Origin of the sequence: Butyrivibrio sp. XPD2002 (genome assembly GCF_000423945.1) — a bacterium.
Lineage (GTDB): Bacteria > Bacillota > Clostridia > Lachnospirales > Lachnospiraceae > Butyrivibrio.
Map to the genome: position 1 here is coordinate 45,648 of NZ_AUIY01000026.1, position 25,740 is coordinate 71,387.

23 protein-coding genes are annotated in these 25,740 nt (G+C 42.9%); 5 read left to right on the forward strand and 18 right to left on the reverse strand.

What is annotated here, in order from left to right:
* Nucleotides 1–6: 6 nt before the first annotated feature.
* Genes G587_RS0113285 through rsxC form a run of 5 tightly spaced genes read right to left on the reverse strand, consistent with a single transcriptional unit; the run spans nt 7 to nt 4,364 of the window.
* Nucleotides 7–594, reverse strand: coding sequence for an RnfABCDGE type electron transport complex subunit A (locus G587_RS0113285; protein ID WP_026492654.1), 588 nt, complete (start codon nt 592–594; stop codon nt 7–9).
* Nucleotides 591–1,469 carry an electron transport complex subunit E gene (locus G587_RS22780; RefSeq protein WP_330364481.1) on the reverse strand — a complete coding sequence of 293 codons (879 nt, stop codon included), beginning with the start codon at nt 1,467–1,469 and terminating at the stop codon, nt 591–593. The genes G587_RS0113285 and G587_RS22780 overlap by 4 nt, the downstream gene beginning before the upstream one ends.
* Before the next feature lie 12 nt (nt 1,470–1,481).
* Nucleotides 1,482–2,084: an RnfABCDGE type electron transport complex subunit G gene (locus G587_RS0113295; RefSeq protein WP_026492655.1), complete on the reverse strand. Its 603-nt coding sequence runs from the start codon at nt 2,082–2,084 to the stop codon at nt 1,482–1,484.
* The gene (locus G587_RS0113300) at nt 2,081–3,031 is read right to left on the reverse strand and encodes an RnfABCDGE type electron transport complex subunit D (RefSeq protein ID WP_026492656.1); all 951 of its coding nucleotides are present in this window, start codon (nt 3,029–3,031) and stop codon (nt 2,081–2,083) included. The genes G587_RS0113295 and G587_RS0113300 overlap by 4 nt, the downstream gene beginning before the upstream one ends.
* Nucleotides 3,032–3,047: 16 nt before the next feature.
* Complete coding sequence (rsxC, locus tag G587_RS0113305) at nt 3,048–4,364, reverse strand: electron transport complex subunit RsxC (RefSeq protein WP_026492657.1); 1,317 nt, start codon at nt 4,362–4,364, stop codon at nt 3,048–3,050.
* 267 nt (nt 4,365–4,631) lie between these two features.
* On the opposite strand from rsxC, the gene G587_RS0113310 reads away from it, so the two are divergent.
* Nucleotides 4,632–5,858 (forward strand): ribonuclease H-like domain-containing protein, encoded by a 1,227-nt coding sequence (locus tag G587_RS0113310; protein ID WP_026492658.1) that lies wholly within the window; start codon nt 4,632–4,634, stop codon nt 5,856–5,858.
* On the opposite strand, the gene G587_RS0113315 is transcribed toward G587_RS0113310, so the two are convergent.
* The 6 genes from G587_RS0113315 to G587_RS0113340 all read right to left on the reverse strand — a co-directional run bounded on the left by G587_RS0113315 (nt 5,855) and on the right by G587_RS0113340 (nt 12,258).
* Nucleotides 5,855–7,132, reverse strand: coding sequence for an O-acetylhomoserine aminocarboxypropyltransferase/cysteine synthase family protein (locus G587_RS0113315; RefSeq protein ID WP_026492659.1), 1,278 nt, complete (start codon nt 7,130–7,132; stop codon nt 5,855–5,857). The genes G587_RS0113310 and G587_RS0113315 overlap by 4 nt on opposite strands.
* Before the next feature lie 39 nt (nt 7,133–7,171).
* Nucleotides 7,172–7,411 carry a hypothetical protein gene (locus G587_RS0113320; RefSeq protein ID WP_026492660.1) on the reverse strand — a complete coding sequence of 80 codons (240 nt, stop codon included), beginning with the start codon at nt 7,409–7,411 and terminating at the stop codon, nt 7,172–7,174.
* Between the two features lie 138 nt (nt 7,412–7,549).
* The gene (locus tag G587_RS0113325) at nt 7,550–8,647 is read right to left on the reverse strand and encodes a sugar kinase (RefSeq protein WP_026492661.1); all 1,098 of its coding nucleotides are present in this window, start codon (nt 8,645–8,647) and stop codon (nt 7,550–7,552) included.
* A 65-nt stretch (nt 8,648–8,712) separates the two neighbouring features.
* Nucleotides 8,713–10,116 (reverse strand): glucuronate isomerase, encoded by a 1,404-nt coding sequence (gene uxaC, locus G587_RS0113330; protein WP_026492662.1) that lies wholly within the window; start codon nt 10,114–10,116, stop codon nt 8,713–8,715.
* On the reverse strand, nt 10,113–11,609 hold the full coding sequence (locus G587_RS0113335; RefSeq protein ID WP_026492663.1) for a mannitol dehydrogenase family protein: 1,497 nt from the start codon (nt 11,607–11,609) through the stop codon (nt 10,113–10,115). The genes uxaC and G587_RS0113335 overlap by 4 nt, the downstream gene beginning before the upstream one ends.
* Before the next feature lie 7 nt (nt 11,610–11,616).
* Nucleotides 11,617–12,258: a bifunctional 4-hydroxy-2-oxoglutarate aldolase/2-dehydro-3-deoxy-phosphogluconate aldolase gene (locus G587_RS0113340; protein ID WP_026492664.1), complete on the reverse strand. Its 642-nt coding sequence runs from the start codon at nt 12,256–12,258 to the stop codon at nt 11,617–11,619.
* 159 nt (nt 12,259–12,417) lie between these two features.
* On the opposite strand from G587_RS0113340, the gene G587_RS0113345 reads away from it, so the two are divergent.
* On the forward strand, nt 12,418–13,296 hold the full coding sequence (locus G587_RS0113345) for a helix-turn-helix domain-containing protein (protein ID WP_026492665.1): 879 nt from the start codon (nt 12,418–12,420) through the stop codon (nt 13,294–13,296).
* A gap of 20 nt (nt 13,297–13,316) precedes the next feature.
* Here the strand turns inward: G587_RS0113345 and feoB are convergent, their stop codons facing one another.
* Together feoB and pdxR are read right to left on the reverse strand one after the other, a co-directional pair.
* Complete coding sequence (gene feoB, locus G587_RS0113350; RefSeq protein WP_026492666.1) at nt 13,317–15,656, reverse strand: ferrous iron transport protein B; 2,340 nt, start codon at nt 15,654–15,656, stop codon at nt 13,317–13,319.
* Nucleotides 15,657–15,711: 55 nt separating this feature from the next.
* Nucleotides 15,712–16,863 carry a MocR-like pyridoxine biosynthesis transcription factor PdxR gene (pdxR, locus tag G587_RS0113355; protein WP_026492667.1) on the reverse strand — a complete coding sequence of 384 codons (1,152 nt, stop codon included), beginning with the start codon at nt 16,861–16,863 and terminating at the stop codon, nt 15,712–15,714.
* Nucleotides 16,864–17,019: 156 nt separating this feature from the next.
* Between pdxR and G587_RS0113360 the strand changes: the two genes are divergently transcribed.
* Together G587_RS0113360 and G587_RS0113365 are read left to right on the forward strand one after the other, a co-directional pair.
* On the forward strand, nt 17,020–17,625 hold the full coding sequence (locus G587_RS0113360) for an ECF transporter S component (RefSeq protein ID WP_051201036.1): 606 nt from the start codon (nt 17,020–17,022) through the stop codon (nt 17,623–17,625).
* Entirely contained in the window at nt 17,622–18,314 is a 693-nt protein-coding gene (locus tag G587_RS0113365) for an anaerobic ribonucleoside-triphosphate reductase activating protein (RefSeq protein WP_026492669.1), read from the forward strand. The genes G587_RS0113360 and G587_RS0113365 overlap by 4 nt, the downstream gene beginning before the upstream one ends.
* Nucleotides 18,315–18,368: 54 nt before the next feature.
* On the opposite strand, the gene G587_RS0113370 is transcribed toward G587_RS0113365, so the two are convergent.
* The 5 genes from G587_RS0113370 to G587_RS0113390 all read right to left on the reverse strand — a co-directional run bounded on the left by G587_RS0113370 (nt 18,369) and on the right by G587_RS0113390 (nt 25,328).
* A complete protein-coding gene (locus G587_RS0113370) occupies nt 18,369–19,580 on the reverse strand; it encodes an ion transporter (protein ID WP_026492670.1) in 1,212 nt (403 codons plus the stop codon).
* Between the two features lie 52 nt (nt 19,581–19,632).
* Nucleotides 19,633–22,143, reverse strand: a complete 2,511-nt coding sequence (locus G587_RS24570; protein WP_081673540.1) for an EAL domain-containing protein — start codon at nt 22,141–22,143, stop codon at nt 19,633–19,635.
* Between the two features lie 78 nt (nt 22,144–22,221).
* Complete coding sequence (locus G587_RS0113380; protein WP_026492672.1) at nt 22,222–23,049, reverse strand: energy-coupling factor transporter transmembrane component T family protein; 828 nt, start codon at nt 23,047–23,049, stop codon at nt 22,222–22,224.
* The gene (locus tag G587_RS0113385) at nt 23,027–24,763 is read right to left on the reverse strand and encodes an ABC transporter ATP-binding protein (RefSeq protein WP_026492673.1); all 1,737 of its coding nucleotides are present in this window, start codon (nt 24,761–24,763) and stop codon (nt 23,027–23,029) included. The genes G587_RS0113380 and G587_RS0113385 overlap by 23 nt, the downstream gene beginning before the upstream one ends.
* Before the next feature lie 7 nt (nt 24,764–24,770).
* On the reverse strand, nt 24,771–25,328 hold the full coding sequence (locus G587_RS0113390; protein WP_026492674.1) for an ECF-type riboflavin transporter substrate-binding protein: 558 nt from the start codon (nt 25,326–25,328) through the stop codon (nt 24,771–24,773).
* Between the two features lie 232 nt (nt 25,329–25,560).
* Between G587_RS0113390 and G587_RS25530 the strand changes: the two genes are divergently transcribed.
* A partial coding sequence (locus G587_RS25530) for a transposase (protein ID WP_026492675.1) occupies nt 25,561–25,740 on the forward strand: 180 nt, incomplete at its 3' end.

Genomic DNA, 25,740 nt, shown 5'->3' on the forward strand with positions numbered 1-25,740 from the left:
TCTCCTTTATCTTAGTGCAGAAAATCCTGTAAATGCAATTGCCATAAGTGCTGAAGCAAGAAGTACAGTGGGCATTCCCTTGAAGGGCTTGGGAATGTCGTTAAACTGAATCTTCTCACGGATTCCGGCAAGAATTACTATTGCGATCGTAAAACCTACTGCAGTAGCAAAGCCGCAGATCGTGCTCTGTAAAAGGCTGTAGCCATCAGTTACGTTGTTGAGTGCAACACCGAGAACTGCGCAGTTTGTTGTGATGAGGGGAAGGTAAACACCCAGTGACTGATAAAGTGATACAACAAACTTCTTTAAGAACATCTCTACGAACTGAACCAGCATCGCAATGACCATGATGAAGACGATGGTCTGAAGGAATGATAAATCAAGTGGTGAAAGTATAAACTTGTAAATTGCATTCGTAACAAGTGATGCAAGGGATATAACGAATACGCACGCCATACCCATTCCGAAAGCCGTCTCTGTCTTTCTTGAAACTCCAAGGAAGGGACACAGTCCAAGGAACTGACTAAGGACTACGTTATTTACAAGAGAGGCTGTAATCATGATGGACAAAAGTCCTACTATTGTATCTGTCATTTCTTATCCTCCTCTCCTACTTTAACCGGCTCTTTCTCAGGAACCTTGATATCTGAAGGCTTAATCTGCTCCTGCTTTACGCCGATCTGTGCCTTCTCTGCTCTTTCCTTTGCAAGAAGTTCTTCCTTAACCTTCTTGGGATCCTTGATCTCAATGTCGCTGCAGCATCCGCCAACACCGAACTTGGAAGTATCCTTGCCCTTCTTTTCCATATTGAACTTAACCTGATTCATAATAGCTATCAGAACTGCAAGTACGATAAACGCACCGGCCTGCTGAATGAAAATACGAATAGGCTGATACTGGCTAAAGAAGTAACCAACCGGTCCGGGAACAACCGACCCCTCTCCGAATACCTGAACATCAAACATTGTGCCGCCGCCGATAAGCTCACGGAAAAGTCCGATGACAGTAATCGCGCAGGTAAAGCCAAGTCCCATTCCTATTCCATCAAAGAAGGAAGGAACAATTTCATGCTTGGATGCATAAGCCTCGGCTCTTCCGAAGATGATACAGTTAACAACTATAAGCGGAATATAAACGCCAAGTGCCTGATACATAACAGGTACATAAGCCTGCATAACAAGCTGAACCAATGTAACGAAGGATGCGATAACTACAATAAATGCAGGGATACGAACTGTATCCGGAATCACTTTTCTGAGAAGTGAAATAACCGCATTACTAAGTGCCAGAACGAAGGTTGTTGCAAGTCCCATTGTGACACCGTTAATAGCAGAGGTTGTAACCGCCAGTGTAGGACACATACCGATCATAAGAACCAGTGTCGGGTTCTCTACTATAAGTCCATTCAGGAAACGCTCCATAGGGGTGTCCTGTTTGAAGCCTAAAGCTCCTTTATTCTCTTCACTCATCTGAACACCTCCTTAACCGTTAAGCGCAGCCTGGAAATAAGCTACAGCCGCATTAACGCCAAAAGTAACTGCCTTTGAAGTGATGGTAGCGCCGGAAATAGCCTCTATCTTACTGTCAGAGGAAGCAGCATTTTTAGTTACTGAAAACTGAGCAGCCGGTTTTCCTGCAAACTGAGGCACCAGAACCTTCTCTGCATTCATTCCAAGTCCGGGAGTCTCGTTAATGGAAATAAGAGAAATTCCGTTGACCTGTGAATCGTTTGTAATACCAACTGTAAATACGATCTTGTCACCATATCCACCGCTGGTAACCTGAACAACATATCCAAGTCCGTTGCCGGATCCGTCAACTGCCTTTTTAACACTGTTGATCTCAATCTTGCTGTAGTCTGCGCCGCTAAGAACTGAAGCAGCCTTGTCAGTGTCAAGCTCTACATCTTCAAAATCAGCTGCATCAGGGAATACTGCCTGATTAGCCTTGATCTGAGCAAGCTCCTCCTGGTAGGCAATGGGCTCCTTTGTAACCTGATAAACAAATCCAAGTGAGACACCTGCTACAAGAGTGATAATGAAAAGGATGAGTGCATTTTTCAGCATTGTCTTTACATCTGTCATGCTTTCTTCTCCTCCTTCTTTTCTACGGGTCTGATACCGAACGCTCTCGGGATTGTGTACTTCTCAATAAGCGGAACGATAAGATTGCCGATTATGATCGCATAGGATACACCCTCTGCGGACACACCAAACACACGGAAAATACCGGTCAGGACTCCAAGGAAAACACCGTAAATATATTTACCCTTCGTGGTGATAGGACTCGTGACATAATCCGTTGCCATGAAGAAAGCACCAAGCATAAGTCCGCCACCTGCAAGTTGTGCAGAAATGTATGCACCGTTAAGGCCATGTCCTCCAAAGAGGATTATGAAGATCACGAAGGAAACAATATATGTTCCGGGGATCTTAAGATCGATGATTCCAAGCATGATCAGGATACAAGCACCGATCACGATGGCGATCATTGAAGTCTCACCGATTGTTCCGGGGATCTTACCGATTATCATATCGATAACTGAAACCTCTTCTCCTGCCTTAAGAGCAGCCAGAGGAGTTGCAGATGTGTATGTATCGGTAACAAAGTTGGTCATAAGTGCCGGGAAGGATATAAGCAAAAAGCATCTTGCGCCAAGTGCCGGGTTCATGAAGTTCTGTCCAAGACCTCCAAAAAGCATCTTTACAACAAGAATTGCAAATATACCGCCGATGATGGGAAGCCACCAAGGAGCTGTGCAGGGAAGGTTCATTCCGAGAAGCAGTCCTGTGACAACCGCTGAAAAATCACCTATGGTTATCTTTTTATCAAGTATCTTTTCATAGCAGAATTCGGTAGCTACAGTTGAGAATACAGACAGTAAAAGTATTATCAGTGCATCTATTCCGAAGTTATAAATTCCAAATCCAGCAGCCGGAAGAAGTGCGATGACTACCCACATCATAATGTTTGAGGTTGTCACACCGGACCGAACATGCGGATTTGACGAAACTTTCATCATATCGCTCATTGTCTTTTCCTTTCTATTACTTCTTCCTCTTTCCAAGTTGTATCTTACGCATGCCCTTTATGAGCTGGGTAAGCTGTCTTCTTGCAGGACAAATATAGCTGCAGCAACCACATTCGCAGCACTCCATACCATATTCTGCAAGGAACTTCTCTTCCTGTCCGTTCTCAACGTCATCCGCAAGATTCTTAGGAATAAGTCTCTCAGGACAAACCTCAACGCACTTTGCGCAGTTGATGCAGGCACTGGGCTCTATGGCAGATACCGCGTCCTCGGTAAGACATGTAAGAGCTGAAGCAGTCTTGGTAGTAGGAACATCAAGATCAAACAGGGCAAATCCCATCATAGGTCCACCTGAGATGATCTTGGCAGGAGCCTTAACGAATCCGCCGGCATCCTCAAGAAGTTCTCTGTAGTTTGTTCCTATCCTTACCTTATAGTTACGGGGATCAGCTACCGCATCACCTGTGATAGTAACTATTCTCTCCATGAGGGGACGTCCCTCAGTGACAGCTCTTGATACCGCACACAGTGTATCCACGTTATCAACTATGCAGCCTGCATCTGCAGGAAGCATTGAAGAATTGATCTCTCTTTTAGTGCAGGCATAAATAAGCATTCTCTCAGCGCCTTCAGGATATTTGGTCTGAAGGGCCTTGACCATGATCTTATCATCATCCTTTGTGAGCTCGCGGAACTTGGCAATACAATCAGGCTTGTTATCCTCTATTGCAAGAATTCCTCGTGCATTGGGGAACAATGAAACCGCAATTCTAAGACCACTAAGAAGGAGCTCAGGTTCCTCAACCATACGGCGATAGTCGCTGGTAAGATAAGGCTCACACTCTGAGCAGTTTGCGATAACATATTCAATTTTCTCAGGTTCCTTAGGAGATAATTTGACAGCGGTAGGGAAACCGGCTCCACCCATTCCGACAACTCCGGCCTCTCTAATGAGATCGATCTTTTCCTGAGTTGTAAGCTCCTCCAGGGGTTTGGTCGGAAGCATTTCGCCTTCCTCGTAAAGACCGTCATTTTCGACAATTATGCAGTCGCACATGCCGCCATTTGCGAGTCTTCTCTTTTCAATCCCCTTAACTGTTCCGGATACCGTTGCATAGATTGGTGCTGAGACGAAGCCTCCCGCTTCGGCAATCTTCTGTCCGACAAGCACATGATCGCCCTTTTCTACAATAGGCTTAGCAGGTGCTCCGATATGCTGGGATACCGGATAGACGAGATCACCCTTCGGCAGGACTTCTTTGATGGGCTTATCCTTAGAAAGCTCTTTACCTTCATAAGGATGAACTCCCCCCACAAAAGTTAATTTAGCCATTTCCTACCCTTCCTTTTTTCTGCCCTAGAGGCAATATTTTTGTCAGAATCTGATTATTCAAAGATGGAATTTAATTATAAGAATTTCCCCCCAACAAAGAATAATGATTCTAAACGAATAAAATCACTGCAATTATTATACTACAATTCTCATGTAATAGTCAGATTTTATAAGAAAAATCCTCATTTATTTTCACTATTTATGTGCTAAAATAAAAATGTTTGGAGATTACAAAAAATTTTTGTTAATTTTGCGGGGATTTTCACCATGAAAATAATAGATGAAATTATAAATTGCACAACAGAAGGCTATCCTATCGATAGAATTTCCGGCAGTCCTGAAGACATATTATTCCTTGATATCGAGACCACAGGGCTTTCTCCTAAAAACAGCACCATATACCTCATAGGCTGCGCCTATTATAAAAACGGCACCTGGAATCTGAAGCAGTTTTTTGCTGACAGACGTGGTGATGAGGAGGATATTGTCAGAGCTTTCATCTCCTTTGCAAAGGATTATAAGGTTCTGATACATTTTAACGGAAACAGATTTGATATACCCTTCATTCAGTTTAAGTGTGACAGATTCCATATTGAAAACGTTCTGGATAAGTTGGAATCAATTGATATATACAAGCGTATTGCACCATATAAAAATCTCCTTGGAATCCCTGACTGCAAGCAGAAAACCGTGGAGCTGTTTCTTGGCATCGACCGCAAGGATATCTACTCCGGCGGCGAGCTCATTAAGGTATACAAGGATTTCCTGATCGATCCCGATGAAGAAAAATACGAAGTTCTTCTCCTTCACAATGCAGATGATGTGCGCGGAATGTTCTCTCTTCTCCCCGCACTTTATTATCATGACTTTTTCAGGATGATCCTTCAGCAGAAGGTCATCATTTTCAAAACAGATTCACCTGTGTTTCCCCAGGTCCGCACAGGCTTCTCAATTGATGAGGTCTCAGACAACGAGAATCCGGATGCAGTTATCGATCTGCCTATCCGTGCCATGAAGGTTCAGGCCAATTATTATAACGATATCGATGGCAAACAAAAAGAAGAGATACTTATGAAAGTATCCCTTCCCGATGTTCTTCCCTCTTCAATTGGTGGTTCAGCAGACGGATGCTTCTTTAAGGCTGAAGGCGATTCCGCAACCATAAGGATTCCGCTTTACGAAGCTGAACTCAAGTATTTTTATAACAACTATAAGGATTATTACTATCTTCCTTCAGAGGATCAGGCTCTTCATAAATCCGTAGCACAGTTTGTTGATAAGACTCACAGGGTTCAGGCTACCGCCGCTACCTGCTATACCAGAAAGCCCGGGCAGTACCTTGTGCAGTGGGACTCCGTTTTCACTCCTGTCTTCAAAAAAGAGTATAGTGATAAGACTCTGTATTTCGAACTGACAGATAAGCTTAAGCAGAGCCGTGCTGCGATGAGCTTATATGCTGTACATGTGTTAGGTCATATAATTGAGCGGGCTTAAAGGAGAGCCTGCTCAATATCTGCTATAAGATCTTCCTTATCCTCAAGACCACAGGATATTCTTATAAGTCCTGCAGGGATTCCGGCTGCTTCAAGCTGCTCATCAGTCATCTGACGGTGTGTTGAGGTTGCAGGGTTCAGGCAGCATGTGCGGGCATCTGCAACGTGAGTCTCAATTGCGCAGAGCTTTAACTTGCCCATAAATTCTTCAGCGGCTTTTCTTCCGCCCTCTATTTCAAAGGATACTACTCCGCATCCACCATTACCCATGTATTTCATAGCTGTATCATAGTAAGCATTGCTCTTTAATCCGGGGTAATTAACCTTAACTACCTTGGGATGCTTTTCAAGGAACTCAGCCACAGCTGTACCATTTTCAACATGACGGGGCATGCGAACGTGAAGTGACTCAAGTCCGAGATTTAAATAGAAAGCGTTCTGAGGAGACTGAATGCTTCCCAAGTCTCTCATAAGCTGTGAGGTTGCCTTTGTAATGAATGCACCCTCTTTTCCGAATTTTTCTGCATAGACGATTCCGTGATAGGATTCATCGGGCTGTGTAAGTCCCGGGAACTTGTCAGCGTGAGCCATCCAGTCAAAGTTACCTGAATCAACGATAGCTCCGCCTACTGCAGCGCCATGACCATCCATGTATTTGGTTGTGGAATGTGTAACGATATCAGCGCCCCACTCTATAGGTCTGCAGTTAACAGGTGTAGGGAATGTGTTATCAACGATAAGCGGTACACCGTGCTCGTGAGCAGCCTTTGCAAATTTCTCGATATCAAGAACTGTAAGTGCAGGGTTAGCGATGGTCTCACCGAATACTGCCTTGGTATTCTCTTTAAATGCAGCGTTCAGCTCTTCCTCTGAGCAGTCAGGTGCAACAAAGGTTGTTGTGATTCCCATCTTAGCCATAGTTACAGCCAAGAGATTAAAAGTACCACCATAGATTGAAGCTGATGAAACTATATGGTCACCTGCTTCGCAGATATTAAAAAGCGCAAAAAAATTGGCTGCCTGTCCGGAAGATGTAAGCATTGCTGCTGTTCCTCCCTCGAGTTCAGCTATCTTTGCAGCTACATAATCGTTAGTGGGATTCTGAAGTCTGGTATAGAAATATCCTGAAGCCTCCAGGTCAAAAAGCTTTCCCATGTCACTACTTGTATCGTATTTGAATGTAGTCGACTGAACAATGGGAATCTGTCTGGGTTCACCGTTACCGGGTCTGTACCCTCCCTGAACGCACTTGGTATTAATCTTGTAATTACTCATTATAATAATACTCCTCTCATACTATTACTCCTCAAAGTGTCACAAGGTTTTACCGCCTTTTATCCAAAATACCAGCGATAAAATGCATAAAACAATCGATGCCAGAATAAGTAAAATCTCTATCAAAAGCGGAATCTTCCATTTCAAATGTAATCCCTTAATCACTTCTTTAAAGGTTCCATCTACCGGTTTATCCGGCCATGAAATTATAAGAATGGCACCGACAATTCCGCTTAATGTCAGGGTTGTCGCCCCGATAAGAATAAACTTGTCCAGCATGGCATCACCTCTATATTATTAGCCCAGAACACTTACTCCTTCAAGTGTTTTTTGCACACAGCTTTACAACTTTATTCTATAATCGGTGCGAATCAAGTACCATTAAAAGAGTATTAAAATACCATTAAACTTGTAACTTTAGCGCTTAACTCTGGCTCCGGCGCCTCCCATGATAGCTTCGACCTCGGAAACAGTAGCCATTGTAGTATCACCGGGAGTTGTCATGGCAAGTGCTCCGTGAGCAGTTCCGTAGTTAACAGCCTTTTCGGGATCACCGGTTGTCATAAGTCCGTAAACAAGACCTGAAGCGAATGAGTCTCCGCCTCCAACACGGTCAAGAATCTCAAGTCCCTTGTAATCCTTAGCCTTGTAGATCTGGCCATCTGCCCAGCAAAGAGCTGACCAGTCATTTACTGTAGCTGTCTTAACGGTTCTAAGGGTTGTTGCAACAACCTTGAAGTTAGGATAAACCTTTGCAGCTTCATCAATCATCTTCTTGTAGCCGTCAAGATTAAGCTCCTTAAGATTTGCATCGTTACCTTCAATCTCAAAGCCAAGGCATGCGGTGAAATCTTCCTCGTTACCGATCATTACGTCAACGTACTTTGCGATCTCCTTGTTAACCTCCTGAGCCTTCTTCTGGCCGCCGATTGCAGACCACATGGAAGCTCTGTAGTTGAGGTCGTAGGATACGATTGTTCCGTACTTTTTAGCAGTTTTAATAGCCTTGATAACTGTCTCAGCGGACTGCTCGGAAAGTGCTGCATAGATTCCGCCTGTATGGAACCATCTCACGCCCATCTCACCGAAGATCTTGTCAAAATCAAAATCCTTATCAGTAGCCTGTGAAATAGCTGTGTTTGCTCTGTCTGAGCAGGAAAGAGCGCCTCTTATTCCAAAGCCTCTCTCAACAAAGTTAAGACCGTTTCTGCATTCACGACCAATTCCGTCTGTCTTTTTCCAGTAGATCATAGATGTATCAACACCGCCCTGAAGAATGAAATCCTCTACAAGGTGTCCTACTTCATTATCAGCAAAGGCTGTAATTACGCCTGTTGTCATGCCAAAGCATCTTCTGAGGCCGCGGATAACGTTGTACTCTCCGCCGCCTTCCCATACCTTAAATTCTCTTGCTGTGCGGATTCTTCCTTCACCGGGATCAAAACGTAGCATTACCTCTCCAAGTGATACAGCATCATATTTGCAATCCTTCTTATCTTTTATATTTAAATTCATGTTCATCCTCCTTTAATACCCTCATCCGCCCCTACGGGGCACCTTCTCCCTTAGGGAGAAGGCTGTTAAAATCCAAAGTATTTAACTGCGTTTCTTCCGCAGATTCCTCTTACCATCTCTTCCAGATATTTATTATCAGCGGGATATTCGCCGTTTTCAACCCATGCTCCTACCTTATTACAAAGAATTCTTCTGTAGAGCTCGTGTCTTGGGAATGATAAAAAGCTTCTGGAATCTGTAAGCATTCCCACTGAGGTTGAAATAAGTGATACGTCCGCCATGGAATCGATCTGTCTCTCCATGCCGTTCTTGTGATCGCAGAACCACCATGCTGCGCCAAGCTGAACCTTGCCCTTTATGCCCTCGTCGTTGCTGTTGAAGTTACCGGCCATAGCTGCAAGCATCTCTGTATCCTTGGGATTAAGGCAATACAGAATTGTTCTTGGCATCTCATCCGTGTAGTCGATCTCATTGAGAAGAGCTGATAGCTGAGGAGCATAATCAAAGTCATTAAGTGAATCAAAGCCGGTGTCAGGTCCTATTTTCTCAAACATTCTCTTTGAGTTACTTCTAAGTGCGCCGATATGGAGCTGCATAACCATGTTGCGTTTATGATACTTTTTAGCAAGCTCTGTGAGCATATAACCTTTGAACTTACCGCACTCTTCTTCAGTGAGCTGTTTTCCGCCAAGCTTGGCTTTAAAAAGCCCATCTACCTCTTCAAGGCTTGTCTTTACATAGAAGCAGCTCTCAAGACTATGATCAGAAACTCTGCAGCCAACCTCATCAAAATATGAAAGTCTCTTATCCAGTGCTTCAAGAAGTGAAGTCACGTCGCAGATTTCGGTCTCTGAAGCCTCAGCGAGCTTTTTCATATAATCTGCAAAGTCTGCCTTTTCAATACCGATTGCTCTCTCCGGTCTAAAGGAAGGAAGGACCTTTATTTCAAAGCCGTCCTCCTTTATCTTCTTATGCCACATAAGGTCATCTGCCGGATCATCCGTTGTGCAGAGAACGCTGACCTTCTGCATTCTGAGAAGATTTCTTACTGAGTACTCGCGGGTTCTAAGCTTCTCATTACAGCTGTCCCAGATTTCCTTGGCAGTTTCAGGATTTAAGGGCTTATCTATTCCAAAGTATCTTTGAAGCTCCATGTGAGTCCAGTGATACAGAGGGTTCCCGATAAGATTCTGAACTGTATCTGCCCAGGCCATAAACTTGTCAAAGGGCTCTCCGTCACCGGTTACAAGTCTCTCCGGGATTCCGTTTGCTCTCATGGCTCTCCACTTGTAGTGATCACCTGAAAGCCACACATCCGCGATGTTGTCAAAGCACTGATCCTCATAGATTTCCTTCGGATTTAAATGATTATGGAAATCTATAATAGGCTCATCCTTTGCTGCATTATTAAAAAGTGAAATTGCAGTTTCGTTATTTAGTAAAAAGTTCTCATCCATGAATTTTTTCATAGCTTTTCAAGTTCCCTTCTTACATTTCCTTTGCCCTGCATTCTCTCGAAGATTACAAGTGCTCTGTCTGCAAGGTTATCCTCGTAAAGGTCCACTCCGAATACGTCAGTTCTCTTAAGAACCTCTTCGGGTGAAAGTGCCTTAAGCTCATCAAGAAGCGGATCGGGACTCTGCTCGAAGGCATTGCCTTCATCGTCTGTTCCCTGAAGATATCTAAGGTAACCGGCGATCACTGCAGGAATTACGTTAAGATCATCTGTGCTGAGCTTAGCGTCCTTTCTGTAGGCCTTTATAGTCTCTCCAAAGCGGATAGGGAGCTTTTGTGATGTATCGCAGGCGATTCTCTGCGGTGTATCAGGCATGAATGGATTAGGAAGTCTCTTTGTGAGGACTGCATCAAGGAACTCCTCAGGTGAAAGAACCCTGGGATCTGTAACAACCTTCATTCCCTCATCTTTTCCAAGTATAGTAACGATTCTCTTTAAGTCCTCGTCATCCATTTCATCATGAATAGTTGTGTAGCCAAGGAGGCATCCGAATATTGCAAGGCAGGTATGAAGCGGATTGAGGCAGGTGCAAACCTTCATTCTCTCAGTTTTATCAACAGTCTCTCTGTCTGTGAAAATGAAGCCGCCCTTTTCATAAGGCGCTCTGCCGTTGGGGAACTTATCCTCCAGCACAAGGTACTCTGTCTCCTCTGCGTTTACAAAGTTTGCAACGTAGGTATTCTTAGAAGTAATGATAGGCTCAGCGTTTTCAACGCCATCAGCTACTATCATCTGCTTTACAGTATCATCCGGACGGGGTGTTATCTTGTCGATCATTGTAAGCGGAAAGGCCATCTTTGATTCATCATTTATATAATCAAGAAATCCCTTGTCGCACTTACCTTCAGAAATCCACTGTGCTGCGATCTCTGTTACAGCTTCCTTAAGCTTATCTCCGTTGTGTGAGCAGTTATCCATGCTTACTACGGAAACAGGGAGCTTGCCTGCGTTATATCTTTCGAGAAGAAGGCCTACCACCTTGTTCATGTAGCTTCTGGTCTTATAACCCTTCTCTGTGATCGTAAAGCTTACGATCTGAAGCGAAGGTGCTCTGAAGATTTCCTTAAGTCTCTCAATTTCCTTCTCATTGTCCTCATCAAGAATGCAGGACTCAGCGATTGAACCGATAACCTTCTTCTCAACTGTGCCATCAGCCTTAAGTGTAGCAAGAATGCTGAGGTTATCTGAAGGTCTGTTGTACTTCTCGATTATTTCGTAGTCGTAGCCCTCTGCAACGATAAGACCTGTGCTTATAACTCCTTTATTAAGAAGCTCCTCACATACATTTGCCTGAAAAGCTCTGAAAATATTGCCGGCTCCAAAATGAATCCATGCAGGATTCTTTTTTGTCTCCTCGATCATCTTCTCCCTGTCGTACTGGGGAAGCTTATAGCCTTTGTTCTCCCAGGATGCTCTGTCCTGAATTCCTTCGTTAGTTAATTTCAGCATAGTTTTAACCTCTAATCTCTTTTACTATCTCTGCAGCTTCTCTTGTCATCTCCCGGATCTTTGCAAAATCTCCGGACTTGATGAGATCATTTTTAACCATCCATGTGCCGCCGCAGGCAACTATTTTCTTAAAGCCAAGGTAGTCTCTTACATTGTCCTTATTGATACCGCCTGTGGGCATGAATGTAAGATTTGTGTAGGGTGCTGCAACTGCCTTGATCATGGGAAGTCCGCCTGCAGGCTCTGCGGGGAAGAACTTAACAAAATCAAGACCAAGCTCCATAGCCTGCTCCATCTCTGAAGGTGTCTGAACACCGGGTGCTACGGGATATCCCTTCTCGATGCAGTGCTTAACTACTGTGGGATTAAAGCCGGGAGCAACGATAAACTTTGCGCCTGCTGCTACAGCTCTGTCAGCCTGCTCGCAGGTAAGAACTGTTCCAGCGCCTACCAGCATGTCAGGGAACTCCTTTGACATAATCTTTATAGCCTCCTCAGCAGCATCAGTTCTGAAGGTAACCTCAGCAGCCGGAAGACCGCCCTTCATAAGAGCATCTCCAAGAGGCTTTGCATCCTTTGCATCCTCTAAAACTACAACCGGAATAATACCGATTTTTCCAAGCTTTTCTCTGATTTCTTCGTACATACCTTTTTTAAATCTCCTCTTCTATATTTTTATCCGCAGTACAAATCTGCAGCGAATGTTATATTCCGTGAATAATACTACTGTTTCGGGCTGTTTTTTCCCATTGTAACGATTGCCTTATGCATTGCATTTTTTGCTATAGTATGTTAGTTTTAGCCCATGAAAAAGAATTTAAAAACTGAGTTTAGTACAAGACAATATATGCTGTCGCGAGATTTCGAGATCTACTACTACAGCGACAGAAGCCTTCCCAACGTAAAGTCCCACACTCATGACTACTATGAGTTTTACTTTTTCCTTGGGGGCGATATCAAAATGCATATAGATAAAAATACCTTCGTTCCGGTTCCGGGAACCATGATGGTTATCCCTCCGGGATTGCCTCACTACGCCACTCTTACAAACGGAGAATCCCCCTATAGGAGATTCGTCTTCTGGGTAACCGAGGATTTTCTTGGTACTCTTGGAAGTATATCTGAGGATTACCGCTTTCTTGCTGACAGAGCAAAGAAATCCGGTACATTTTTCATGCACAAATTTACAGAGATCGCCTTCAACTCTCTGCAGGGAAAGGTGTTCTCCTTAATAGATGAAATAAACTCCGAGCGCTTCGGAAGGGATGCGAAAATCCTCATCTCCGTCAGCGACTTCATGCTGTCACTAAACAGGGCTGTATACGAATCAGAGAATCCCACGCAGAATGACAGCGACAGCGAATCCCTGTATCACAGCATCATCCTCTATATCGAGACACACATAGATGAGGATCTCTCCCTGGATGAGCTCTCAGAAAAATTCCATGTTAGCAAGTACCATATCTCTCACCTTTTTACTAAGACCAATGGTCTACCGCTCCACAAATACATAATAAAAAAGCGCCTTGGCATGTGCCTCGACGCTATTTTAAGTGGTCAGGATATCTCCGCAGTTTCTTCAGGCTACGGATTTTCCGATTATTCTGTTTTTTATCGTGCCTTTGTTAAGGAGTATGGTAAATCTCCCAAGCAGTACAAAGACGAGATTATGCGAAATAAATAACCATCACATTTTGAGATTATTTATCCTAAAGCGATCATGATAAATCTCACAACGAGCGCTACTATCCATGCAACACCGCACTGCCACAAAACAACGCAGATCGCATATTTTGCTCCAAGCTCTCTCTTGATGGAGGCAATGGCTGCAACGCAGGGTGTATACAGGAGCGAAAATACAAGCAGAGTTGCGGCAGTCACTGTTGTAAGAGCGCTCTCAATGCCGTCCGCAAAAAGAATCTCCATGGTTGATACAACGCTCTCCTTTGCGATAAAGCCGCTTATAAGTGAGGTTACTACTCTCCAGTCTCCAAGTCCAAGGGGCACAAATATAGGAACGAGAAGTCCTGATATTGTTGCCATGATGCTGGTGGAAGAATCACTTATAAAGTTAAGGTGCATGTCAAAGCTCTGCAAAAACCATACACAGATCGTAGCAAGGAAGATGATACTGAAGGCCTTTGTAAGGAAGTCCTTCGCCTTTTCCCAAAGGAGCTGTGTAACATTCTTAAAGCCGGGCATTCTGTAATTTGGAAGCTCCATTACGAAAGGAACCGCCTCGCCCTTAAAGAAGGTGTTTTTATAAACCAGTGCCACAAGTATTCCAACAACAATTCCAAGAATATACAGACCTGTCATAATAAGTCCGCCGCGCCTCGGGAAAAATGCATTCACGAAGAAGGCATAGATCGGAACCTTCGCGGTACAGCTCATGAAGGGTGTAAGCAGGATTGTCATTCTCCTGTCTCGTCTTGAAGGAAGAGTTCTCGTGGACATTACGGCAGGTACCGTACAGCCAAAGCCGATAAGCAGCGGCACAATACTTCTTCCCGATAGTCCGATTCTTCTGAGAAGCTTATCCATAAAGAACGCAACTCTTGCAATATATCCGCTATCCTCCATGATCGACAGGAAAAAGAACAGGGTCACTACTATGGGAAGGAAGCTTACCACACTTCCGACACCTTCAAAAATACCCTTTATAATCAGCTCCCGTATGGCAATGTTGACGCCTTCCTTCACCATCCAGCCATCCACAGCTTCCTTTAACATATCAATTCCTGCTGCCAGAATATCCTGTAAAAACGGTCCTATTACATTAAAGGTAAGTATAAAGGTGATACCCATTATAATTATGAAGAAGGGTATCGCAGTCCACTTTCCTGTAAGAACCTTATCAATTTTCTCTGATCTGATTCGCTCCTTACTCTCCGTGGGCTTAACAACAGTCTGCTCACAGACTCTCTCAATAAAGTCATAGCGCATATCGGCAATGGCAGCACTTCTGTCCATTCCGCCCTCATTCTCCATCTGAAGAATGGTATGCTCTATTGTTTTTGTTTCGTTATCATCAAGTCCAAGCTTTTCCGCGATAAGTTTGTCACCCTCTATGAGCTTTGTGGTTGCAAATCTAAGGGGTATATCAGCTCTTTCAGCGTGATCCTCAATTATAGATTCAACAGCATGAATTGCTCTGTGGATTGCTCCACCATGATCTGTCTTCTGGCAAAAATCCTGCGGAATTGGCTTTTCCTGATAGCTTGCTATATGAATTGCGTGACGGACAAGCTCTGCTACGCCTTCATTTTTCGCCGCTGAAATCGGAACTACCGGAACTCCCAGCAGTGCTTCCATCTTATTGATATCGATGGAACCATTATTCCCGCGCACCTCATCCATCATGTTAAGCGCAATAACCATGGGAATGTTCATCTCAAGAAGCTGCATCGTAAGATAGAGGTTTCGTTCTATATTCATTGCATCAACAATATTGATGATCGCTTTTGGCTTATCCTCTATTACAAAATTCCTGGATACAATCTCCTCACTGCTGTAAGGGGACATGGAGTAAATTCCCGGAAGGTCTGTCACCAGCGTCCACGGATAATCTATGATTGGACCATCCTTCCTGTCCACCGTAACTCCGGGGAAATTTCCCACATGCTGATTGGCGCCTGTCAGTTTATTAAAAAGTGTTGTCTTACCACAGTTCTGATTTCCCACAAGAGCAAAGGTAAGAATTGTATTTTCAGGGAGCTTTTCACCCTCTGTAGGATTGTGATATCTGCCATCCTCACCAAGTCCCGGGTGCTCAGAGCTGTCTATCTGAGTAATTCTCTCGTGCTTATTTTGTCTCTCTTCTATCTCTTTTACTTCAATTTTCTCGGCTTCTGACAATCTGAGAGTCAGCTCATAGCCATGTATCTGAAGCTCTATCGGGTCCCCTAAAGGAGCGTACTTAACTACCGTTATCTCAGCTCCCGGGATAACTCCCATATCAAGAAAGTGCTGTCTTAGAGCACCTTCCCCGCCTACCTTTGTTATTACTGCTGAATGTCCAAGTGACAATTCTTTTAGATTCATATATCGTTGCCTTCCTTAAGTGTTATCATTATCCCCCTTTTATTATAAGCCTAAATCAAGAATTATTCTCAATTTCTTTTTTTCTGTTATTTCTTCTGACCTTATTTATATGTCTTTCAAAATCGCCGCTGTTTAGAAGTGATGCTATAACAAGCTGATCCAGCGTTGGCACAGGGCACTCGTAAAAGCCTGTCTTCTCTTCAAAAAATGAAAGAAGGTTCGTCGGAAGCACCATATAAGCAGCTCTCACATAGCTTCCAATGGTTCTTGTAAAGGTATTTACATACATTACTCTGCCTTCCTCGTCCAGTGAAAAGATGGTCTCCTCCGGTTTTCTGCTGGGAGTAAATTCAGATTCAAAATCATCCTCGACTATATAAGCATCGTTTTTTCTGCTCCACTTAAGATACTCTCTTTTTTTTGCAGCAGAAGCTGTTACTCCACTTGGAAAGCTTCTGTAGGGTGTTATATGAAGCAGCTTAACGTTCGAATTCCAAAGCTCTTCACTTTCAATACCATCGTTTCCCAGCTTTAGCATATGGATGTCAGCACCACCTGCGGTATAAACCTTGGCAATCTTCTGATATGAAGGGCTCTCTACGCCGTAGACAATATCCCGCCCGAAGGTCTGCACGATAAGCCCGTAAAGATACTCAGCTCCGGCGCCCACAATTATCTGATCCGGCGACACCACAAGGCGCCTTGATCTTCCAAGATAACCGGTGATGGCGTTCCGCAGCTCCTCGGTCCCGTTTTTGGGCGACTTGTTCATTATATATGAATCGTACTCACTTAGCACCCTTCTTACGGTTTTTGCATATATAGAATATGAAAATTTGGGAACGCTAAGTGAAGAAGACTTTATTTCATCTGTAGCATTTACTTTAGAAAAGCTGCCAACCGGCTTTTTATCTGCTCTTACAGCACTGTTTTTTCTATTTTCAGCATGTATTACAGACTTACTGTTTACTCCGGTGTAAATTTCCTTATCATCGAAGCTTACGAAGTAGCCGCTTTTCTCCCTGGGACTTATGTACCCCTCCTCAGCAAGAAGCTCGTAAGCATGCTCTATTGTTATGACGCTGACGCCCATTGCCTCAGCCATAACTCTTTTTGAAGGGAGCTTCGTTCCTACAGTATATCTTCCGTTTATGATATCTTCCCTTACCTGTTCGTACACCTTCAGGTATCTTTTTACCTTCTCCATATCGTCTACCTTTTCGAATAATTATCAATTTTTATTCTGGTTATATAAAAAAATCCAAATCTGATATTTTTAATGATACCAGTTTGATGATATATTATTTTAAACAAATTAGTCAACGGAAAATAATAAAAAAGTTAACGAAGGATGGAGGACATTATGAAAAACGATCAGATCACAAAAATATCATACGCAGGTCTCATGGCTGCGCTTTGCTATGTAGGCTATGCTGTATTTCCCGCTATAAATGCCTCAGGTACTAAGGTTCACCTCGGAAATGCATTTGTAGTACTCGGCGCTTTATTGTTAGGAGGACTGTACGGCGGACTTGCCGGAGCCATCGGCTTATCCCTTGCTGATATCATCTCCGGCTACGCTGCCTCCGCTCCCAGAACCTTTATCTGCAAGCTTGTAATCGGTCTCGTTGTTGGTCTCGTAGCACACAAGATTGCTAAGATTTCTGAGGATCACAAGAAGACCTATATTTTAAAATGGTCCATAATCGCTGCTATTGCAGGACTTGCATTTAATTGCGTATTCGAGCCCTCACTTAAATATGTATGGTACACAATCCTTACTCCCAATGCAGAAAAAGCTGAAGCAGCAATCGGTGCTCTTGTTGCAGTTACAACTTATGCTACAATAATAAATGCAGTGATCAATTCACTTCTTGCAGTTGTACTTTATAACGCACTTCGCCCGGCACTTTACAAGGCAAACCTTTTTCCGGACGTAACAAAGAAAGAGCTTAATCAGGCATCATGAAAATACATGGCTTACAAAAAATGACATTATTGGACTATCCGTCAAAAGTTGCCGCAACCGTCTTTTTAGGCGGTTGCGATTTTCGCTGTCCATATTGTCATAATTTTGAAATTGTAGACGGTAGTATGGCTCCAATCATGGATGATAAGGAGCTCTTTTCATTTTTACAAAAGCGAAAAGGTCTTCTCGACGGAGTAGTCGTAACAGGCGGCGAGCCCTGCATCTACATGGAGCTCCCCTCTCTCATATCAGAGATTAAGGGCATGGGCTACCTTGTTAAGCTTGATACAAACGGCAATCACCCGCATGTGGTAAAAAGCCTTTTATCAGAAGACCTGATCGACTATATTGCCATGGATATAAAAAACTCGCCGGCAAAGTATCCACTTACAAGCGGACTTCCGACAGTAGATGTAAATACCATCAAGGAATCAATAGACCTCATAATGAACTCAGGAATAGACTACGAATTCAGAACCACCGTGATCCACGAGCATCACAACGTTTCTGATTTTGAGGAAATAGGTAAATGGATCGAGGGTGCAAAAGCATATTACCTTCAGCAGTTTACAGACAGGGATACTGTTCCTGACAAAACTCTCACATCTCCATCTAAGGAAGATATGCAGCTTTTTCTTAAGACCGTTCAAAAATATGTACCGGCTGCTGCCCTTCGCGGTGTTGAATAACCTTAAAAGCAAACAGCAGGCAAACACTTTTCATTAAGTGAATGCCTGCTATTTTTATACTGTAATCTCATCCTCATCGGGGAGGTGGACCTTTGAAATAACTACTATGGTGTCGCCTCTCTGAAGCTTCACCCCGCCCTTAGGGATAACTGTCCTTGAGCCTCTCTTAATAGATAAGAGCTGTGTCTGCCTTGGAAAATCAAGATCCTTAATAAAATGATCAACCCACGGGTGCGTATCTCCAAGGGTTACCTCCTTCAGATTCAAAGGAGTGTCATTCTGTATAGCCTGGGCACCTATAACAACCTTATCTCCAGCTTCAAGCACGATATTCCCGTTGGGAATGATGACCTCTCCTCGCCTTTGTATCATCGCAATAAGGGCTCCGTGAGGAATATCGATATCCCTTATCTTTTTATCAACCCACTTATCCCTGGTGCTCAGAATAACCTTTATAAAATGCATGTCTATGGACTTTGCGTAATCTCCCATCCGCTTAAGCTTCGTGTACTGTTCAACGAATCCTGCGGAAATAATACCAGTAGGGATAGCGACGATTCCTACGCCTAAAAATGCGATCAAAATTCCTAAAGCTTTTCCTAAAACAGTAACCGGATAAATATCTCCGTAGCCAACAGTAAGAAGTGTCGATGCCGACCACCATATTCCCGAGAAGGCATTTTTAAACACCTCAGGCTGTGCGTCATGCTCAAGTGAATACATACAAAGACTTGACGCAAGCATCATTACGGCAATGATAAATACCGAAGATAAGAGCTGCTGGGCCTTATTTTTAATAACCTCAGTAATTACGTTAAGAGAGTCATAGTAGGCGTTAATCCTGAAAAGTCTGAATATCCTTGCAACCCTGAACATTCTGAAGGCTGCTGCCCCTGTCGGGAATACAAAGGGAAGATAATATGGTATAAAACTCAGAAGATCAATGATCGCCGAAAGCGAAAAGATATATGCTATGATCGCTTCCATTTCAGATTTATTTGGAAAAAGACACTTCGCGCAAAAGGCACGAAGGAAGTAATCGATTGCAAAGAAAAGAACTGTCCATCTCTCAATCTCGCTAAAAAGCGCTCCATAAGAGGCGTTCAGTTCCGCAAACGTGGAAAGGAACGCAGCTGCCAGATTAAGTATCAGAGCTGCTGTTCCAATCACGTCATAAGCTATACTCGGTAAATCCCCCAGATATCCTACGGATACTATTCTGAAAAGTTTCTTTCTAAACTCTTCAAAGCTTTTACTATTTTCCACAACATTGTCCCCTACAAAATTTTTCAATATTTCTCAAACCAGTAAATCCCCATTATTTATCACTGGCATCAAATACTATCGCTTCCTCAGGCTTAACAGGCTTGCTGAAATAATAGCCCTGTATCTTATCGGCGCCGTAGGTCCTCAGCTTTTCAAACTGCCATTTTTCCTCTACGCCTTCTATGATAACCTGCTTATCTATGTCATGCACAAGTCTGATTACGTCCTGCATGAATGCTTCTTTTCCATCAACAAGATAGCTGTCCACGAAGGATTTATCTACCTTGACGAAATCCACAGGAATGTACGTCAGATAACCGAGTGAGGAATATCCTGTTCCGAAGTCATCCATAAGTAGCTTAATTCCAAGCTCCTTAAACTGGGTAAACAGTCTCTCTGCCTGCTCTGTTCTCTCCAGGAACAGTCCTTCCGTTATCTCTATCTCAACGTACTCTCCTGAAATATTATAACGCGAAAGCAGCTCCTTAACAAAGTCTACATATCCTGTATCACCAAGCTGATTACTTGAATAGTTAATGGAAACAGGCTTAAGCGTATAGCCCATATCTCTCCAGGCTGCCAGCTGCTTTATAACAAGCTCTGTGGTAACCCTTCCAAGTCTTCCTATCCATCCGCTTGATTCAATTATAGGAATAAATACATTGGGATAAAGACCCTCGGCTTTCATTCTTACAAGAGCTTCGAAGCCTGTAACCTCCTTGGTCTTAACATCAATCTGAGGCTGGTACAGCATAAAGAAGCCGTCATTATCAAAGGCCTCAAGAATCTTAGCCTTAATCTTATTCTCTTCGCGAACCTTCTTCTTTATCTCATCCGAATACTTAAAGGCCTTGTTCCTTCCGCGAAGCTTAGCCTCATACATGGCTATCTCGGAATTGATAATATGCTGATCCGGCAGAGTCGCACCGTCAGATACGGAAATACCTACACTACAGGACATGATTATAGTCTCATCTCCTACAGGTATGGGCGTTCTGAAGAGCTCAAGTATTTCATTGATAGTGGCAGAATCCTCCTCAAGCTGTTCCTTGGGAACCATGATAAGGAATTCATCTCCGCCGTATCTTGCTATCATCCAGTCTCTTTGCGCGGATATGCGTTCAAGCGTAACGGACAGATACTTAAGTATCTCATCCGCTATCTGATGACCATAGGTTTCATTGACATCCTTGAAGTTATCAATATCTATCATAAGTATTGAATAGACATTCTTAATCGTCAGATTATCGCGCAGATAGTCAACTGCAGTTCGCCTGTTCAAAATATCCAGGAAATCATCATGCTCTGCCTGATACCTTAATTTCTCCTGAGATTTTTCAAGCTCTGTCTTTGATTCCATGAGCTCCTGATTAGACAGTTTACCTAACAGCACCGTTATGTATACAGCCCCAAGAAGGAATACCATTGACAGGAAAATCATACCCATTGTAGGGAAAATGTTCCCGTACATGTCAATGAAGGTCAGCGGCTTATTGAAAATAACCGCATTCTCAGGAAGATCCTTTTCGTCTATTCCGTATTTATTCAAAAGACTATAGTCAAACTCGGCATTATTATTATTAGAATCAACAATAAGCTTTTCATGTCCAATGGGCTTTCCATTAAGTAGATTGATCATATCATTTGCCGCCGTCTTGCACAGAAAAGTAAAATCAAGTCCAAAGCTAGCGAGAATACCGTCAATATTCCCACTTAGATAGTTTCTTAAAACAGGAACATTAGTGTTACTGACGATAATATTTGTCATCTCATTGGTTGAATGAACATTGTTATCCCTGTCTGTAAAGCAGGTCATGTAAATCACAACTGCATCCTTAGGAATCTCCTGCAGTTTCTTTTCAAACTTTTCAAATTGCATGTCTGCAACGTTTATCTCATGGAACTCATAGTCATTTGTACTATTCCGCTTTAGCCTGTTAAATTGAACCATATCCGCAATTCCTGCCGGAGAATTGTCATGTATTCCATAATACTTCTTACGATCAGGCATAAGCTTCATGGCAAGCTTTATGGTATCAATAAGATAATCATTTTCGTAATATCCGTTCATTCCATAGCGTTCTACCGCCATCTGAGCAGTTGTCAGATTATTGACTCCGTAGAATACGATCGGAATATCTGAAAACAGTTCATCCTTATATTGCATGGCGAATTTAACCGCCTCATCATCTGCAAGCATTACTCCGTCATAATCCTTATCCAGATTAACTCTCTGGACAAAGAAATCATGGAATATCTCTATATCCTTTGCGGAGCTGTGTTTTTTGGCATCCATACACACGACATCAAGATCGATGCCGTTTGGATCAAAACTTTCTCTTAGTCCCTCAATCTGAGGTGTAAACGTATAATACTGGGAATTATAAGAAGCAATCAAAAGAACCCGATACTGGACCTTTCCCTTGTAAACAGGTCCAGTCATCGAGCTGGTATCATCTGTAGTTACAAACTGTCTAAGAAACAATATGGCAACTATCAGACATAATACGCTAAGCGCTATAAATACTATTCGTACTTTTTGTAGTATTGACCGTTTTGCCATAAAAAATCACCGACCATATATAGTATAAAATTATTCTAACACTATATATGTCGGTGCATTATTAATTAAGCCTTATAATCATATAAAAGGATTATAAAATCTGCTTCCATCAGCAAAGGTAAGCACTAATGAACCTATACTAAAAAGGATAATAAATGCAAGGGTTGCAAAGTCCATCGCGGTCAGCTTCTTTTGTGAATACCAGCTTCTCTTCTTCTTTTTCCCAAAGCCTCTAAGCTCCATGGCATTACTTACCACCTCTATTCGGTCCATTGATGAAAAAAGAAGCGGGAATATTATCACTGCCGTGTTCTTTATCCTGTATAACAGGCTCCCCTTGGAGCTCATCTCTATTCCTCTGGCCTCCTGAGCGTTCTTTATCCTTCTGAATTCATCCTGGACATCCGGAATATAGCGAAGTGTTATCTCCAGAGAATAAGCAGCAGTGTATGGGATTCCTATCCTGTTTAGTGATGCAGCAAGCTCACTTGGATCAGTAGTCGTAAGAAAAATAAATATGGACGGAATCACCGTAAAATACTTAATAAGTACATTAAATTCATAAAACAGCTGCTCTGAGGTTATGGTGTAATTACCAAACAGATGCAAAAGGTCCGTACGGCTTCCGTATATCTTGCAGCCCTCATAGGGCGAGAAAAAGAAAATCCCCAGAATGTTAAGCACCATAAAAAACATGATAATGGCAAATACTCCGGAAACCTGCTCCCATTTTGTGCCGGATATGATGTATATCATAGCGCCCATAATGATCATCACAACAAGTACTCTGGTATCGAAGGTTATGGCACTTGTAATACACCAGAGGAGGAAGAACACCAGCTTTGTAAAGCCGCTGAGCTTATGAATAGGAGTATCCTTGTTTTCATAGGATATCATTCTGTTCATCACACGCCTCCTTCCTTCTTCGCCTCTCATCATCGATAAATCTTGCCGTGAATTCAGAAGGGTCATCTATACCGCATTTTAATGAGAGCTCATACAGGGACGTTTTTTTAAGATACGCCCTGTCACAGATTGCCTCATCTGTAAGTACGTCAAAGGGCTTGGCATCCATTATCAACTGACCATCAGCCATAGCTATGCATCTGTCTGTGTATTCAAGCATAAGGTGCATATCGTGGGTTATCATCATGATAGTTATTCCGAGAGCCTTTTTAATCTTCAGAATAAATTCCATGATATCCGTGTAATGGGCATAGTCCTGACCTGCCGTAGGCTCATCAAGAATAAGGATCTCCGGCTTCATGACAAGAATTGACGCAATGGTCACCCTCTTTTTCTGGCCAAAGGAAAGGGCTGATATCGGCCAGTTTCTATAGGGATACAGACCACATATCTTAAGGGTCTCATTGACTCTCCTTGTTATTTCATCCTGGGGAACTCCCTTTACAAAAAGTCCAAGCCCTACCTCCTCAGATATCATGGTCTTACTGATCATCTGATTTGGGTTCTGCATTACATAGCCTATTCTCTCGCCTCTCTCCTTTATGGAAAGTTCTGCTATATCCGCTCCTTCAAGTAAAATCCTGCCGGTGTTTGGTTTATTAAAACCGCAGATAAGTGATGACAGGGTGGATTTTCCTGCACCGTTTTTACCCACAAGAGCAAAGAGCTCACCGCGTTTTACCTTGAAGCTGGCATTGTCTACCGTCTTGTTAATTCCGTCATAGCTAAAGCAGAGGTTCTCAATTTCTAAGATCGTATCATCGCAGGTTTCGCTCTTTTGTCTCTCTGTCTTATGAAACCATTGTATTACATTTTCTTTATAGGGATCGATTAGCATCGATTCTATATGTTGCGGATGAGTATCCGGGGTAATGTCAGCCCCCGCAGCCTTAAGCGCAGTAATATAGAGAGGCTCACGTATACCGTGGGTCGAAAGAACGTCAGAGCACAAAAGCTCATCGGGAGTCATGTCCGCTACAATCTCACCTTCACTAAGAACAACTACTCTGTCGATATCTCTGTGAAGAACATCCTCTATTCTGTGCTCCACTATCACAACGGTCATGTCGTCGTTTTTACACAGATCATCCATAAGCTCTATGGTTCTCTTTCCGGTGGCAGGATCCAGATTTGCCAAGGGCTCGTCAAAAAGAAGAATTTTGACATCGCAGACCATTACTCCACCGAGAGATACTCTCTGCTTCTGGCCTCCGGAGAGTTCACCCGGAGCACACTCTAAAAGATCGGAAATATCAAGCTTTTTAGCCACATCTCCTACCTTTTCAAAAAGTTCGTCCTGAGGTGTGTTCTCATTTTCAAGGGCAAACGCCAAATCCTCAGCAACAGTGAGAGCTATAAACTGACCATCCGTATCCTGAAGCACAGTTCCTACGATTTTGGACATTCCAAAAACTCCGAGCTTGCCGGGATCGTTACCGCAAACTCGGAGATTACCGCTGATATCACCCTGGATGGATCCCGGGATCAGTGCATTCAGGCAGTGAGCCAGCGTAGATTTCCCGCAGCCTGACCGTCCTGCGAACAGGATCTTTTCACCGGGATAAATCTTCAGGTTAATATTCTTAAGAGTTGGCTCCTTCTGAGATTTGTATTTAAATGAAAAATCCTTAAACTCAATTATAGGCTCTCTCACTTAATGATTATTCCTCCAATGACAGATTATTTGATTTCTCTGCAATCTTGGAATAGCCGGCAATAATAAGAGTTCCAAGGATACCGATAATGATTATATTTCCAAGGAAAGCAAACGCACCCTGTGTGAAGACTTTATTTACAGGTTCAGCATAGATCAGAATATCAAGTGCAGGTGCAACAGCAATCCATGCAATTGCATTTGCAGCAATCTGAACACCGTTAAAAATAGATATAGAGCTCTTTTTTGTAAAGCCACCATCCTTAACAGCATACTGCTTAGCAAATATACCGATGATCGCACCTACAATTCCATCCGGGATAACCCAGCTCCACCATACAGAGCCCCAAAAGATAGCATCTCCGAGCGCATGTCCAAGTAAACCTATAATTCCCCCAACTATAGGTCCAAAAACCGTAGCAAAGAAAGCCATAACAGCCATTCTGGGCTGAAGATCCGTATTAGGGATAACAACCAGCGGAACCTGAACAGACGTAAGAGCCACAAAAAGAGCGGTTCCTATGCCCACTGCTACAACTTCCCTAATGCCAAACTTTTTCTTCATACATATCCTCCTCGCTTAAAAAAACATTTTATTCAACTTAATTATTATACATTATTTTTTATTACCTTAACCTGAATTATTCACGGCTTAATTACAAAGCCGCATAGTTACTGCATTTAAACTGCATATTGCTTTCACCCAATAAGTGAAGCCTTAGGGGTATTAATAAAGCCCCGATTCTGTTACAATTTTAGGTGTCGAATCCAAAAACATAACAAAAAAGAGGCTTCATATGTCTAGTTTAGATTACACAACCTTAGAAAGCAATAAGCGTTTTAAATTAAATTTTGACGGAGGTGATTTATCCTCCGATGCTGGTCTTCTCCTAATAAAGGAATTCATCAGCAAACTGCACTTTGACAAGCTGATTGACAGCATATTTCACACCAATGATTCTTCAAGCCGCCGGACT

Coding starts and splice junctions, on each gene's coding strand:
- G587_RS0113285 (WP_026492654.1), bottom strand. CDS start 594: ATGACAGATACAATAGTAGGACTTTTGTCCATCATGATTACAGCCTCT.
- G587_RS22780 (WP_330364481.1), bottom strand. CDS start 1,469: ATGAGTGAAGAGAATAAAGGAGCTTTAGGCTTCAAACAGGACACCCCT.
- G587_RS0113295 (WP_026492655.1), bottom strand. CDS start 2,084: ATGACAGATGTAAAGACAATGCTGAAAAATGCACTCATCCTTTTCATT.
- G587_RS0113300 (WP_026492656.1), bottom strand. CDS start 3,031: ATGAGCGATATGATGAAAGTTTCGTCAAATCCGCATGTTCGGTCCGGT.
- rsxC (WP_026492657.1), bottom strand. CDS start 4,364: ATGGCTAAATTAACTTTTGTGGGGGGAGTTCATCCTTATGAAGGTAAA.
- G587_RS0113310 (WP_026492658.1), top strand. CDS start 4,632: ATGAAAATAATAGATGAAATTATAAATTGCACAACAGAAGGCTATCCT.
- G587_RS0113315 (WP_026492659.1), bottom strand. CDS start 7,132: ATGAGTAATTACAAGATTAATACCAAGTGCGTTCAGGGAGGGTACAGA.
- G587_RS0113320 (WP_026492660.1), bottom strand. CDS start 7,411: ATGCTGGACAAGTTTATTCTTATCGGGGCGACAACCCTGACATTAAGC.
- G587_RS0113325 (WP_026492661.1), bottom strand. CDS start 8,647: ATGAATTTAAATATAAAAGATAAGAAGGATTGCAAATATGATGCTGTA.
- uxaC (WP_026492662.1), bottom strand. CDS start 10,116: ATGAAAAAATTCATGGATGAGAACTTTTTACTAAATAACGAAACTGCA.
- G587_RS0113340 (WP_026492664.1), bottom strand. CDS start 12,258: ATGTACGAAGAAATCAGAGAAAAGCTTGGAAAAATCGGTATTATTCCG.
- G587_RS0113345 (WP_026492665.1), top strand. CDS start 12,418: ATGAAAAAGAATTTAAAAACTGAGTTTAGTACAAGACAATATATGCTG.
- feoB (WP_026492666.1), bottom strand. CDS start 15,656: ATGAATCTAAAAGAATTGTCACTTGGACATTCAGCAGTAATAACAAAG.
- pdxR (WP_026492667.1), bottom strand. CDS start 16,863: ATGGAGAAGGTAAAAAGATACCTGAAGGTGTACGAACAGGTAAGGGAA.
- G587_RS0113360 (WP_051201036.1), top strand. CDS start 17,020: ATGAAAAACGATCAGATCACAAAAATATCATACGCAGGTCTCATGGCT.
- G587_RS0113365 (WP_026492669.1), top strand. CDS start 17,622: ATGAAAATACATGGCTTACAAAAAATGACATTATTGGACTATCCGTCA.
- G587_RS24570 (WP_081673540.1), bottom strand. CDS start 22,143: ATGGCAAAACGGTCAATACTACAAAAAGTACGAATAGTATTTATAGCG.
- G587_RS0113380 (WP_026492672.1), bottom strand. CDS start 23,049: ATGAACAGAATGATATCCTATGAAAACAAGGATACTCCTATTCATAAG.
- G587_RS0113390 (WP_026492674.1), bottom strand. CDS start 25,328: ATGAAGAAAAAGTTTGGCATTAGGGAAGTTGTAGCAGTGGGCATAGGA.